Origin of the sequence: Asanoa sp. NPDC049573 (assembly GCF_040676615.1) — a bacterium.
Classification (GTDB): domain Bacteria; phylum Actinomycetota; class Actinomycetes; order Mycobacteriales; family Micromonosporaceae; genus Asanoa.
The window spans coordinates 114,632-127,467 of sequence record NZ_JBFAPI010000014.1 but is presented as its reverse complement, the minus strand read 5'-3'; the positions used below and the strand labels follow the sequence as shown (position 1 = coordinate 127,467).

The 12,836-nt window shown below is 68.3% G+C and carries 14 protein-coding genes and 1 tRNA gene; 10 read left to right on the top strand and 5 right to left on the bottom strand.

The features are described 5' to 3' along the window. Positions 1–98 precede the first annotated feature (98 nt). The 8 genes from AB0J74_RS27700 (at position 99) to AB0J74_RS27665 (ending at position 7,722) form a co-directional block, all read left to right on the top strand. Positions 99–1,079, top strand: coding sequence for a sugar ABC transporter substrate-binding protein (locus AB0J74_RS27700; RefSeq protein WP_363452940.1), 981 nt, complete (start codon positions 99–101; stop codon positions 1,077–1,079). Beyond that, positions 1,076–2,116, top strand: a complete 1,041-nt coding sequence (locus tag AB0J74_RS27695) for an ABC transporter permease (protein WP_363452938.1) — start codon at positions 1,076–1,078, stop codon at positions 2,114–2,116. Before AB0J74_RS27700 ends, AB0J74_RS27695 begins: the two co-directional genes overlap by 4 nt. Beyond that, entirely contained in the window at positions 2,113–2,976 is an 864-nt protein-coding gene (locus AB0J74_RS27690; protein WP_363452936.1) for an ATP-binding cassette domain-containing protein, read from the top strand. The genes AB0J74_RS27695 and AB0J74_RS27690 overlap by 4 nt, the downstream gene beginning before the upstream one ends. Continuing rightward, the gene (locus AB0J74_RS27685) at positions 2,973–3,914 is read left to right on the top strand and encodes a Gfo/Idh/MocA family oxidoreductase (RefSeq protein ID WP_363452934.1); all 942 of its coding nucleotides are present in this window, start codon (positions 2,973–2,975) and stop codon (positions 3,912–3,914) included. Before AB0J74_RS27690 ends, AB0J74_RS27685 begins: the two co-directional genes overlap by 4 nt. Positions 3,915–3,921: 7 nt before the next feature. Further along, on the top strand, positions 3,922–4,485 hold the full coding sequence (locus tag AB0J74_RS27680; RefSeq protein ID WP_363452932.1) for a class I SAM-dependent methyltransferase: 564 nt from the start codon (positions 3,922–3,924) through the stop codon (positions 4,483–4,485). Between the two features lie 74 nt (positions 4,486–4,559). Further along, the gene (locus AB0J74_RS27675; RefSeq protein WP_363452930.1) at positions 4,560–5,165 is read left to right on the top strand and encodes a hypothetical protein; all 606 of its coding nucleotides are present in this window, start codon (positions 4,560–4,562) and stop codon (positions 5,163–5,165) included. A 192-nt stretch (positions 5,166–5,357) separates the two neighbouring features. Then, entirely contained in the window at positions 5,358–7,232 is a 1,875-nt protein-coding gene (locus tag AB0J74_RS27670; protein ID WP_363452928.1) for a Xaa-Pro dipeptidyl-peptidase, read from the top strand. A 64-nt stretch (positions 7,233–7,296) separates the two neighbouring features. Beyond that, entirely contained in the window at positions 7,297–7,722 is a 426-nt protein-coding gene (locus tag AB0J74_RS27665; RefSeq protein WP_363452926.1) for a nucleoside deaminase, read from the top strand. A gap of 120 nt (positions 7,723–7,842) precedes the next feature. Here the strand turns inward: AB0J74_RS27665 and AB0J74_RS27660 are convergent, their stop codons facing one another. Continuing rightward, positions 7,843–8,463 (bottom strand): hypothetical protein, encoded by a 621-nt coding sequence (locus AB0J74_RS27660; protein ID WP_363452924.1) that lies wholly within the window; start codon positions 8,461–8,463, stop codon positions 7,843–7,845. A 204-nt stretch (positions 8,464–8,667) separates the two neighbouring features. Further along, positions 8,668–9,072, bottom strand: coding sequence for a RidA family protein (locus AB0J74_RS27655; RefSeq protein ID WP_363452922.1), 405 nt, complete (start codon positions 9,070–9,072; stop codon positions 8,668–8,670). Between the two features lie 118 nt (positions 9,073–9,190). Between AB0J74_RS27655 and AB0J74_RS27650 the strand changes: the two genes are divergently transcribed. Next, positions 9,191–9,274: transfer RNA gene (locus AB0J74_RS27650), tRNA-Leu, on the top strand. Between the two features lie 433 nt (positions 9,275–9,707). Here AB0J74_RS27650 and AB0J74_RS27645 read toward each other — a convergent pair. The 3 genes from AB0J74_RS27645 to AB0J74_RS27635 all read right to left on the bottom strand — a co-directional run bounded on the left by AB0J74_RS27645 (position 9,708) and on the right by AB0J74_RS27635 (position 11,894). Continuing rightward, positions 9,708–10,178: a VOC family protein gene (locus tag AB0J74_RS27645; RefSeq protein ID WP_363452920.1), complete on the bottom strand. Its 471-nt coding sequence runs from the start codon at positions 10,176–10,178 to the stop codon at positions 9,708–9,710. A 593-nt stretch (positions 10,179–10,771) separates the two neighbouring features. Continuing rightward, positions 10,772–11,578 carry an alpha/beta fold hydrolase gene (locus tag AB0J74_RS27640; RefSeq protein WP_363453106.1) on the bottom strand — a complete coding sequence of 269 codons (807 nt, stop codon included), beginning with the start codon at positions 11,576–11,578 and terminating at the stop codon, positions 10,772–10,774. Positions 11,579–11,675: 97 nt separating this feature from the next. Continuing rightward, on the bottom strand, positions 11,676–11,894 hold the full coding sequence (locus tag AB0J74_RS27635; RefSeq protein ID WP_363452918.1) for a hypothetical protein: 219 nt from the start codon (positions 11,892–11,894) through the stop codon (positions 11,676–11,678). A gap of 49 nt (positions 11,895–11,943) precedes the next feature. Here AB0J74_RS27635 and AB0J74_RS27630 point away from each other — a divergent pair, with 49 nt between their 5' ends. After that, the gene (locus tag AB0J74_RS27630) at positions 11,944–12,642 is read left to right on the top strand and encodes a winged helix-turn-helix transcriptional regulator (protein ID WP_363452916.1); all 699 of its coding nucleotides are present in this window, start codon (positions 11,944–11,946) and stop codon (positions 12,640–12,642) included. The last annotated feature ends 194 nt before the right edge of the window (positions 12,643–12,836 follow it).

Here is a 12,836-nt window from a genome sequence, read left to right as displayed (position 1 = left end):
GATGACGAATCGCCGCGCAGACATCACCGCGGCGATACTGGCACACATATCCCCTCATCCGCTCCGATGGCGCGGCGGATGGAGAAAGGCAGACCGAGATGAAGCGCAGATTCGCCCTGCTGGCCGCCGGCACCGCCGCGGCGCTCGCGCTGGCAGCGTGTAGTTCCAGCGGCGGCAAGCAGGAACCCGACGACTCACTCAACGCCGGCGCCGCCGACACTCCGCGGATGACGGTCGCGTTCATCACCCACTCCGGACCCGGTGACACGTTCTGGGACCTGGTCCGCAAGGGCGCCGAGGACGCCGCCAAGAAGGACAATGTGGACCTGCAGTACCAGGCCGACCCCGACGGGCCCGGCCAGGCCAACCTGGTGCAGTCCGCGGTCGACAAGAAGGTCGACGGCATCGCGGTCACGCTGGCCAAGCCCGACGCCATGAAGGCCAACGTGACCAAGGCCGTGCAGGCCGGCGTGCCGGTCGTCGCGCTCAACGGTGGCATCGACGCGTGGCAGGCGATGGGCGTGCAGGGCTACTTCGGCCAGGACGAGCGGATCGCCGGCCGCGCGGCCGGGCGCAAGCTCGCCTCCGACGGCGGCAAGAAGGCCCTCTGCGTCATCCACGAGCAGGGCAACGTCGGCCTGGAGGCGCGCTGCGACGGCGCCAAGGACACCTTCCCCAACATCGAGAAGATCTACGTCACGGGTACGGACATGCCCGGCGTCCAGGCCGCGATCACCTCGAAGCTCCAGCAGGACAAGGCGATCGACCGTGTCCTGGCCCTCGGCGCCCCGGTCGCGCTCGCCGCGGTGCAGTCGGCGAAGGACGCCAGCAGCTCGGCCAAGGTCGCGACCTTCGACACCAACAAGGAACTGGTCGGCGCGATCAAGAGCGGCTCGATCACGTGGGCGGTCGACCAGCAGCCCTACCTGCAGGGCTATCTGGCCGTCGACAGCCTGTGGCTCTACAAGACCAACGGCAACACCATCGGCGGCGGCCAGGCGACCCTGACCGGCCCGGCGTTCATCGACAGCTCGAACGTCGCCGCGATCGAACAGTTCGCCAACAACGGCAAGCGGTGAGCACCACGACGATGCTGGCGGCCCAGGACGACCGGGTCGCCAGCCGGCCGCTCGCGGCCCGACTGCTGAGCCGCCCCGAGGTCGGCTCGCTGGTCGCCGCAATAGTGATCTTCCTGCTGTTCATGGCCGTTGCCGCACCGTTCCGCAACGTGGCCAACATCGGCACGATCCTCTATGGAGCGTCGACGATCGGCATCATGGCCGTGCCCGTCGCGCTGTTGATGATCGGCGGGGAGTTCGACCTGTCGGCGGGTGTCGCGGTGACCACGGCCGGACTGTCGGGGTCGCTGCTCGCGTGGAACTTCGGCCTCAACGTGTGGGTCGGCGTGCTCCTGTCGCTGGTGCTCGCGGTCGCGATCGGCGCATTCAACGGCTGGCTGCTGTTGCGCACCGGGTTGCCCAGCTTCCTGGTCACGCTGGGCACCTTCTTCATCCTGCAGGGCGTCAACCTCGGCGTGACCCGGCTGGCCACCGGCAACGTGGCCAGCGCCGACATCAGCGACATGGACGGCTTCGCGTCGGCCCACGCGGTCTTCGGCTCCGAGGTCTCCCTGGGCCCGGTCAACCTGAAGATCACGGTCCTCTACTGGGTGTTGCTGACGGTCATCGCGGCGTACGTGCTGCTGCGTACCCGAATCGGAAACTGGATCTTCGCAGTCGGGGGTGACGCCGCCGCGGCCCGGGCCGTCGGCGTGCCGGTGCGCTCGACGAAGGTGGGGCTGTTCATGGCCGTCGGCTTCTGCGCGTGGCTGTCCGGGATGCACCTGCTGTTCCAGTTCAACACGGTGCAGTCGGGTGAGGGCGTCGGCAAGGAGTTCATCTTCATCATCGCCGCGGTGATCGGCGGCTGCCTGCTGACGGGCGGCTACGGCTCGGTGGTCGGCGCGTCGATCGGAGCCCTCATCTTCGGCATGACCCAGTTGGGCATCAACTACGCGGGTTGGAACCCGGACTGGTTCCGCACGTTCCTAGGAGTCATGCTGCTGTTGGCGACGATCGTGAACCTGTACGTGAAGCGGAGGGCCGACCTGCGATGAGCGCCATCCTTTCGCTCGAGGGTGTCGGCAAGAGCTACGGCAACGTGCACGCCCTGCGCGACGTCTCGTTGTCCGTCCGCCAGGGCGAGGTCACCTGCGTGCTCGGCGACAACGGCGCCGGGAAGTCGACCCTGATCAAGATCGTGTCGGGCCTGCATCCCCACACCTCCGGCGTCGTGCGCCTCGACGGCGCGCCCGTCCACTTCGGATCCCCGCGCGAGGCGCAGGCCAACGGCATCGCCACGGTCTATCAGGACCTGGCCCTGGCACCGCTGATGTCGGTGTGGCGCAACTTCTTCCTCGGCAACGAACTGCGTCGGGGCCTGTTCCGTCTCGACATCGCCGAGATGAAGCGGATCTGTGCGTCGGAGCTGGGCAAGATGGGCATCGTCATCCCCGACCTGGAACGCCCGGTGGCGAGCCTGTCCGGCGGTCAGCGCCAGTGCGTGGCGATCGCCCGGGCCATCTACTTCGGCGCCCGGGTCATCATCCTCGACGAGCCGACGGCGGCGTTGGGCGTCAAGCAGTCCGGCGTGGTGCTGCGCTACGTGGTCAAGGCCCGCGACGCCGGCCTCGGGGTCATCTTCATCACCCACAACCCGCACCACGCGTACCTGGTCGGCAATCACTTCGTCATCCTCAAGCTGGGCCGGGTGGTCCTGGATGCCCACCGCGACGACCTGACCCTGGACCGTTTGACGGCAGAGATGGCCGGCGGCGACGAGTTGACGGAGCTGAGCCACGAACTCCGCGGCGCCGACCCGGGAAAGGTCGTCGAGCCGGCGTCGGTCGCGCCGGGAACGGTTGGAGCGCCTGACCCCGCGAGTGGGTCGGAACGTTCGGATGGTTCGGCTTCGTGACCGACACGTTGCGCGTCGGGGTGGTCGGCGTCGGGGTGATGGGCGCCGACCACGCCGCGCGGCTCGCGGAGCGGATCTCGGATGCTGCTCTGGTCGCGGTGTCCGACCCGGACATCGCACGGGCCAAGGCCGTCGCCGCCGCCCATCCCGACGTACGGGTGGTCGAGTCGCCGATCGCCCTGATCGCGGCCGACTTCGTCGACGCCGTGCTGATCGCCTCCCCCGGTGCCGCGCACGAGGAGCAGGTGCTCGCGTGCCTGGCGGCCGGAAAGTACGTGCTGTGCGAGAAGCCGCTCACCGTGTCCAGCGCTTCGGCGCTGCGCCTGGTGACCGCGGAACGGGCCGCCGGCCGCCCGCTTGTCCAGGTTGGATTCATGCGGCGCTACGACCCGGCTTACACCCGGATGAAAGCGGGTCTGGGTCGGGTCCTGTTGTTGCACAACATCCACCGCAACATGGCGGCGCCGGGGTCTTTCGGCACCGAAATGATCGTGCGGGACTCGCTCGTGCACGAGGTCGACGTCTGCCGGTGGCTGTTCGACGACGAGATCGCGACGGTCAGCGTGCTGACCCCGGCGCCGTCCCGGCTCGCGCCGGCCGGCGTGTCCGACCCGCTGGTGGCCATCTTCCGGATGACCGGCGGCGGCATCGCGACCGCGGAGGTCTTCGTCAACAGCCAGCGGGGGTACGAGATCCGCTGCGAAGCGGTGGGCGAACGCGCAAGCTCGTTCGTCGACGCCGCGGCGCCGTTCCCGAACGACTTCCTCGAGCGTTTCGCGACGGCATACGACCTGGAGGTCCAGTCGTGGGTCGACGCCTGCCGGCGCGGAGTGGTCGACGGTCCGTCCACCTGGGACGGCTATGCGGCGACCGCGGCATGCGAAGCCGGCATACGGTCGCTGCACGACGGCGGCACGCCTGTCGCCCCGATCTGGTGAGGTGAGGATGGACCAGTTCCTGGCAGACCTCTATGCCGACGGCGTCCAGCACGACGCCGCCCAGCCCGACCGCCTCCTGCGCCGCCGCAACCTCGAACCCGACACCGCCGCGCTGCTGGCCATGCTGGTCCGGATCGCCGGCGCCCGGCGGGTGGTCGAGATCGGCACGTCCAACGGCTATTCCACGATCTGGCTGGCCGCGGCGGCCCGCGAGGTCGGCGGCCGGGTCGTCAGCGTCGACACGCAGGAGTGGCCGGGTGTCCTCGCGAACCTGTCGCGCGCCGGCGTCGAGGTCGACCTGGTCCGGGCCGACGGCGGAGCCCACCTGGCGTCGCTCGCCTCCGGCAGCGTCGACCTGCTCTTCCTCGACGCGGAACGGACCGAATACCCGTCGTGGTGGCCGCACCCGATCCGCGTTCTCCGCCCGGGCGGCGTGCTGGCCATCGACAACGTGCTCTCCCATCCCGACGAGGTGGCGCCTTTCCTCGTGTTGCTGGCGGAAGACGACCGATGCCGGTCGACCACCGTCGCCGTAGGCAAAGGCCTGTCCATCACCTGGCGGGCCGAATAGCCCGGACCACCGCGCCGCTACCCATCTGGTAGACATCGCCGTCATGGCAAACGTCGGCGTGGAATGAGGGCTTGGTGGGCATACCGCCGGAAGGACCCGTTCTAGATCTCGACCTGCCGCCCGTCGACCCGGCGCGTGCGGCCGTCCGATCCCGACGGACAACGCTCACCATCGCAGCGAGCATCGTGCTTGCCATGGTCGCCGGCGGCCTGGTCACGCACGTCGTCGAAAGCAGCCAGCGCCAGGCCAGGCAGGACGCGGACGTGTCACTCATCGCGTTGGTCGGCAGCGCCGGCACCGCGCGGTCGGACGGGCTGACGCTGACGATGGAGGCAAACCTCACGCTCGTCAACAGCGGCCCGGTTCCCGTCGTGGTCGAACAGGTGACGGGCGATGCGGGCGGTCTGCGTTTCCGCTCGGGCCGCCCGACGACGGTCGCGCCCGGCGTGAAGTCGGTCCCCGTCACGGCGACCGTCGGCTGCGCCCCAGACCTGCCGGCCGCGCCCGTCGAGGCCGTGCTGACGGTGCGGACCGCGGACCGGAAAGTCCGTGAGACGTCGTCCTTGATGATCGTCCAGGGAACGCCGTGGGCGTTCACTCACCAACAGGCCTGCCAGGTCATGCTGATCGACCCGTCGACCGGGGAGATCAGGGGGTATCGGCACAGCTCAGCGGGCTAGGTGCTGAACGACCGCGGCGATCGCCCAGTGAAGACGCGCTCATTTATACCAACTTGTCCACATTGGCTGTGATCATCTTCATCGCACCCCGGACGGGACGAACGCGAGAACGGGTTTAGCCTGAGGAAGTGGATCATCATGATCCATCCACACCGATACCCCTCGGTGCGCCCCTCTCGAACGGAGACGTTCATGCGCAGACCCTCAAGTCTGGCACTGCTCGGCGTCGCGATATCCGGCACGCTGATCGCGGCCGCGACCGCCTCACCGGCTGCGGCCCAACCGACCGCGACCCCGTCCCCACACATCTTGGTCACCGACGGGATGACCCAGCCGGTCTTCTCGCTCGCTGACGCGATCGAGGAGCGGGTCTACGTCGAGGCCCCCGTGGACACCGATCACGACGGCCAGCGCGACCGGGTCGCGATCGACATCTCCCGCCCCCTGGAGACCTCGACCGAGGGCTTCAAGGTGCCGGTGATCTTCGAGCAGAGCCCCTACCGCAAGGACACCTGGGACGACGTCCCCTACCCGAGCGTGCTGGTCGACGACCTGCCCCAGAACGGCGCCTCGGACCGGGCCAGCCTGCTGCGCTCGGGCCCGCAGCCCAACCCGAACGCGGCGGGCAAGGCCAACCTGCCCGGCTCGCTCGACGACTACTACGTGCCCCGCGGCTATGCCGTGGTGCTCGGCATGAGCATCGGCACCGCCGACTCGGACGGCTGCCCGACCAGCGGCGACCAGGCCGAGACGCTCGGCACCAAGGCCGTCATCGACTGGCTCAACGGCCGGGCCAAGGCGTACGACGCCGCCGGCGCCCCGGTCGAGGCCACCTGGACCACTGGCGCGGTCGGCATGACCGGCGTCTCCTACAACGGGACGCTGCCCAACCAGGTCGCCACCACCGGCGTCGAGGGCCTCAAGACGATCGTCCCGGTCTCCGCGATCAGCAGCTGGTACGACTACTACCGGGCCAACGGCCTCGTCGTCGCCCCGGGCACGTTCCAGGGCGAGGACCTCGACATCCTGGCCCAGTACACCGCCGGTCAGGTCCGCGCCCAGGGCGACTGTGTCGACGAACTCGCCGACATCACCGCGAAGCAGGACCGGGTCACCGGTGACTACTCGAAGTTCTGGGCCGACCGCGACTACCGCGACGCCAGCGACGTGAAGGCCAGCGTCTTCGTCGTTCACGGACTCAACGACTGGAACGTCAAGACCGAGAACTTCGCCGGCTGGTGGGACGAGCTCGCCAAGAACGACGTGCCGCGCAAGATCTGGCTCCACCAGGGCGGCCACGGCGGCCCGGGCAACAGCGCGTCCGTCACCCTGCCCAGCGGCCAGACGTGGACCTACAAGCAGACCGAGAACCGCTGGTTCGACTTCTGGCTGTGGAACGTCAACAACGGCATCATGGACGAGCCGACGGCCGTGGTGCAGCGCGAAGACCGCAATTACACGACGTACGCCAACTGGCCTGACCAGGCCGCTCGCGATGTGGCGCTGAAGTTCTCGGCGACCAGCGCGACCGCGACCGGCACGCTGACCACCGGCAAGCCGCCGAAGGGCCAGGTCGAGCAGGGCTTCGTCGACGAGGGCCGCACCATCACCCCGGCGACGCTGGTGGCCGGCCCGGACACGGACAGCCCGAACCGGCTCGCCTACCTGTCCCCCGCGCTCGGCCAGAACGTCCGCATCTCCGGCCGTCCCGAGATGCGGCTGCAGATGGCGATCGAGAACCGCCCGGACGCCAACCTGACCGCGTACCTGGTGGACTACGGCCCGACCAGCACGACCGTGGTCACCCGCGGCTGGATGGACCCGCAGAACCGCAAGGACGCGGCACACACCGAAAAACTCAAGCAGGGCAAGATGTACGACTTCACCTGGACGATGCAGCCGAAGGACTACATCTTCCAGACCGGTCACCGTCTCGGCGTCGTGGTGTTCTCCACCGACCAGGACTACACGCTGCTGCCGCTCGGCGGCACCGAACTGACCGTCTCGCCGAAGGGCAGCGAACTGCGCCTGCCGGTCGTCGGCGGTAAGGCCGTGCTCGGCTTCTGAGCACCCTCGAGGTGCCCGGGTCGTCGTCTCGCGACCCGGGCACCTTCTGTTTACCCTCACGTCCATGGATCAACGAGACGAGCAGTATCTGCGCCGCGCGATCGAACTGGCCGCGGCGGCGCCGGCAGCCGGCGGACGGCCATTCGGGTCGCTGCTGGTCGGGCCGGACGGGGCGATCCTGGCCGAGGACCACAACACCGTGCCCGAAGACCGCGACATCACCGCTCATCCCGAACTCAAGCTGGCCCGGTGGGCGGCCCGGGAACTCTCCGCGTCGGCCGCCGCCGGGACCACGATGTACACCAGCTGCGAACCGTGCGAGATGTGCGCGTACGCCATTGAGCGCTCTGGTCTGGGTCGGGTGGTGTTCGCGCTGAGCGCCGAGCAGTTCGAGGCGCTCGCGCGAACCCCCACGCCGAACAAGGTCCGTCGTGACGGTCCGGCGTTGTTCGACGAGGCCCGCGCCCCCATCGACGCCTTCTTCAACTGACGGACGCCCGCGGCAGTGGCGTGATTGTCGCCCGTGGCGGTGCAGCGTGTTCGCCTCGTACACCCGGTCGCCGGTGCGCCTGCGCAAGTGGCCGCGGCATCCGATGGCTGGACGCCGGCGTCAGGACCGAGATCGTTGTCTGAACAGCCGTCCCGTAGCGCGCTGCGGGGCGGCCTGTTCGACGGTGGTCGGTCTGTCGAGAGTGGGGCCGATCCACAGGAACGAGTCGTGGCGCACCTTCCGCACGAGCCGCGCCGACAGCAGGGTGAGAGCGGCTCCAGCGAGCCAGGCGATCCAGTAGAGGAATGACGTGTGTGACGGCGTCACACTGACCAGCGAGCCCACGATCGCCAGCGCGCTGATCCCGGGGAACGAAATGAACAACGGATTGAACGGCTGATTCCGCCGCGGTCTGGCCCGATGCGATCGCAGCCATTCCTCCCAGCCCAACCCGCCAACGACCCGGGAGCTCAGCTCGGTCCTGATATACGTCGCGATGCTCAGGCAGGCGTAGCTGTGCGCGACATGGCGCCCCGCGAGCATGAAGGTGATCAGCGGCAGGATCAGCAGCACCGCCGACCGACCCGGGCTCGACAGCGCAAGGCTGAAGAGCGCCCCGGAAACCGTCAGCTGGATGGACAGCAGCTGCTGCGCGTTGCCCTGCCGCCCCATGATCTCGGTGCGCAGCGCGTTGAACTCCGCCAGTGCCGCCTCTTGCCCAAGTGCCGTGTCATCGGACATCGCAACTCCTTGCGCCGGGGCAAGGCTGGGGGGTCATGTCCCTAAATGATGGGGCGCCGAGGTGAACCCGCATAGGGTCGCGAGGCAGCGACCCACGTACGGGTCCACGATCTTGGCGCCGAGAGCGGTCGATCACCACGCCTGGTGCCGCGAGCGCTTCCTCGACTACCCGGCCGCTTTTCCTACCTCTGCCCTAGCTCAGCGTCAGTCGGGAAGGACCGCCGTTACGTCGAGCTCGATGAGTTGTCCGGGAAAGCCGAGCCGGGACACCCCCAGCAGGGTGCTCGCGGAGGTGAAGGCCGGCGCGAGCGGCGACTCCAGCAGCCGCCGCCAGATGTCACCAAGAGACCGATCTGCCGCATCCGTCACATAAATGACGGTCCGCACGACGTCAGTAGGCCCGGCCCCCACGCTGGCCAGCGCCGCGAGCGCATTGGCCACCACTTGATCCACTTGGGCGTACGTATCTCCGTCCCCGACAAGATCGCCAGCCGCGTCGAGCGGGCACTGCCCGGCGAGGTAGGCCGTGCGGGCGGAGCTGGCCACGGTGACATGGTGGTAGCCGGGCGTGGGATGCAGCCCGTCGGGATTAAGCCTGGTGAGCGCCATGCGAGGCAGTCTCTGATGAGACCCATGTGGCGCGCGACCGGTTTTGCCCCCCGAGCCGCACCCCCCAACCTGTCGTGTACAGTTAGCGCCCGTGCGTCCCGGTAAACTGGGCGCGCAAGTCCGGGTGGCGGAATGGCAGACGCGCTAGCTTGAGGTGCTAGTGCCCGTATAGGGCGTGGGGGTTCAAGTCCCCCCTCGGACACGCAGACAGCACACGGCCGAAGTCGTCAGACACGACTTCGGCCTTGATTGTTTCTAGGCCAGGCTCGTATCTCACCCGCAGTCCGATGCGGCTGTAGATCTCTGCCTTGTCGCGCGGGTCCGCCCGTTTGAGGATCGCGAGCAGCCCGCCGAGGCCTTCTACGATCGCGGCGATGTGATCTTCGTTGAGTCGCTGTGGCGGTCCGTCGGCGACGCCGATCCTGGCCAGCGTGGCGGTCCGGATCGTTGCGGTTTCCCGGATCCAGCCGGCGATGAGCGCCGGGTCGCCTCCGGCGTCGAGCGTCGCTCGGTAGCGGTCGATCTTGGTGTACGGCGGCGCGATGACTTCGGTGGGCTCGACCTCGACGCGCCCGGCAAGTTCTACGTCCTCGCAGAGAGCCACACCCAACCACGCCGCGCCCGCGGCTACCTGGTCACCGACGACCACGTGAACGCCACTTCGTGGCCTTTGGGTCACCGGCGATGCCGCCGATCTCGTGGCCATCCGGTCTGCGCAGGAACGTGAAGTCGAGCTCGGGCATGTCCGGGTTGGCATCCAACGTGTAGCCGAAGACCGCGACGTAGAAGTCGCGCGCGGGCCCGGATTCCGCGGTGACCAGGTCGTTGCGGAGCAGGGCGTTCGGCTCGTTGACGATCTCGCAGCCGATGTGGGCACCGGCCTGCCACAGTCCATACTGCGCACCGGTGGTGTCCTTGATGATCGCCGTCCGGCCCTGGTCCAGCACGTCCATCGGACCGGTGATGATCGAGCCGCCCGTGTCCCGCGCTCGGGCGGCCGCGGCGTCACAGTCATCCGTCGCGAAGTAGACGTTCCACCAGAAGTCCGTGGCGTCGGGATCGGGTTCGGCCTGATGGCCGCGACGGGTCTGCCCCGTAGCAAGCACTGGGTGTAGTGGCCGAACTCCGCCGGTCCCACATCGAACTCCCAACCGAACAACGCGCCGTAGAAGGTCATCGCGCGGTCGAGATCCGGGATGCCCAGGTCGATCCAGGTCGGTGTGCCAGCCGGCTGCTTGGTGGTCAGCTCGCTCATCGTCTCTCCTTGTCGTGTCCCCATCTTGTCCCGCATGACCCCGGAACCTTAAGAGGTCATGTCGCCCGCGTTCACGGACGCCGGTCCTTCTTCGAGGTCGACGACCTCCAGCGCGGCAGCGATGTCAGGGTGACCCTGGGGCGAGCGCGGCTTGATCTCCCGGGAGGCGCCTTTCTGCACGCAGGCTTAGTTCGCTGCTGGCGTCGTTGACGACTTCCCGGGGTGAGTCCGTGCGCTGGCTGCCCAGTTGACGAGCTCGCGGCAAGGTCCGCGTCATCGGCGCACCCGTCATGGGGAAGGGATCGCAGGCTTGCAGTTCGCGTTCGCGCCAACACGCGGCGAGACTCCGGAACTCAGGAGTCGCCGCTCACCGACCGATGCTGACGTGGCCGATGGGCCTGCGTTCCGAAGCGACCCACGGTCGCGACCTGATCAGTCGACGGGCTACTGGTTGAAGAACGTCTTCAGTACACGGGCCATGAGTTCGGGGGCGACGACGTGTCCCTGCCCGTCGAGCGTGTGTCGTTCGGTCTGGGGGGTGGCAGCGGCTATCGCTTTCGCGGCGCGGTCGAAGAAGTCGGTCGGGAGGCCCGCCATCTGGGGCTCGGTGATCGGACCCTCGGTGGTCACCAGGACCGACTGAGTGATGCGGGCAAGTCGGTTCGTGGGGATCTTGTAGTCATTGAGGACCACGGCGTCCTTGACGAGCGTGTGGGCGAGCGCGACGGACGAGGCCCAGTTCGGGTGTTGTTTGCCAGCCGCGATGTCCGCGTCGGGTCCACCGGTAAGCCTCACGAACAGTTCCAGGAGCTCCTCGTCCCGGCCGGCTTTGTATGCCTCATGGGTGTCCGCGATGTACTGGTTGAACCTCGGCCGCAGGTCGTCCCCGATCGCGTACGGCACATCCCACACCGCGATCTTGTCGATCGCCGAACCTGCCGCTGCTGCCTCCAGCACGAGGGCGCCGCCAGATGAGGCGCCGTACACGTGAACTGAGCCGCCGGCTGTCGCAATCAGCGCGTCGAGGTCTTCCACCTCCCGCGCCACGGCGTACGGCGGTGTATTGCCGCTGGCGCCCCGGCCGCGTCGTGCGTAATTGTAGACCGTGAAATGGTTGGCAAGGAGCCGGGCCAGCGGCGCGTTCTCAGCGCCGTCGTCTAGGGTGCCGCCGACGAGGATCACCGCCGGGCCAGTGCCTTTCCGGTCGTAGGCGATCCTCGTACCGTCGGCGGACGTCACACGAAGTGTCATCTCGTTCACTGCTTCTCTCCATTTCTCGATGCGTGGTCGTCACCGTCGGAGCATGTCGACCCACCGGCGACCGCGTGGGTCTTGCCGAAGCTCTTCTTCAACCCTCTCGTCTCGATCGCGAGCTTTCCCATGGGTTCGATTCCTTCTCTCGGTGTTCCGAACGGATTAGTTGAGCACGGTGCGCAGCCAGCGCCTCGGCGAGTGGGGCGTTCTCCGTTCCGTCGTCGAGACCGCCGCCGACCAGGATCACCCGGGGGCCGTCGCCGTGCCGTGTGTAGCCGATGACGGTGCCGTCGGCGGAGGTCACAGTGTTCATACTCCTAATTTAGGAGCATTCACTCCTGTGGTCAAGTACACTCGGGTGTATGAGCAAGAAGCGGCTGTTCGACGACCCCTGCGGCATCGCGCGAGCGCTGAACGCGGTCGGCGAGCGGTGGGCGTTGCTCGTCGTGCGGGAGCTGGTCTTCGGCCCGAAGCGCTACTCCGACCTGCACCGCGGGCTGCCGCAGATGAGCCAGAACGTCCTCGCGCAGCGGTTGCGCGAGCTCGAAGCCGACGGCCTGGTGCGGCGAAGGCGCCTGGGACCGCCTGCGTCCGCCGCCGTGTACGAACTCACCGAGCGCGGGCAGGAACTGGAGCCCGTGCTCCGCGCGCTCGCCCACTGGGGCAGCCGCGCACCGCTGCCCGAGGACGGCGCGGCTGAACTGAGCGTCGACGCGCTGCTGTTCGCCCTGCGCGCCACCTTCGATCCGGCACTGGCAGGTGAGCTGTCGCTGCGCTGCCAGCTGGACGTCGCGGGCGACCGGTTCCGCATCACCGTTGCGGGCGGGCGCCTCGAGTTGGACCGCGGTGAGCACGCCGAACCCGATGCGTGGCTGACCGTGCCGGAGGCGGCGACATTGCGCGATCTGGTGTTCGCCGGTGCGGCGCTGCACGACGCCGTCGAGCGGGCAGACACCGAGGTGGCGGGCGATACTGCGCGGCTCGCCGCACTGCTGAGCTGCTTTCCCGCAGCCGTGCGGTATCCGGCGCCACAGGACCCCGGGCCGCCGGATCCCGTGTAGCCGGGCCCCGTGTCACCTGGCCCCGGGTCACCGAACGCCGAACTCCCGGATCCCGCCGTCAGCGCAGGAAGTCGTCGGGGGTGAGCGGCAGTCCGCAGACCCCGGACACCGGTGGCGAGGTTACGCCGGCCGACAGTTCAGACTCCGCGGGCTCGCGGAACTCATCGCCGAGACGACGACGCACCACTTGGATA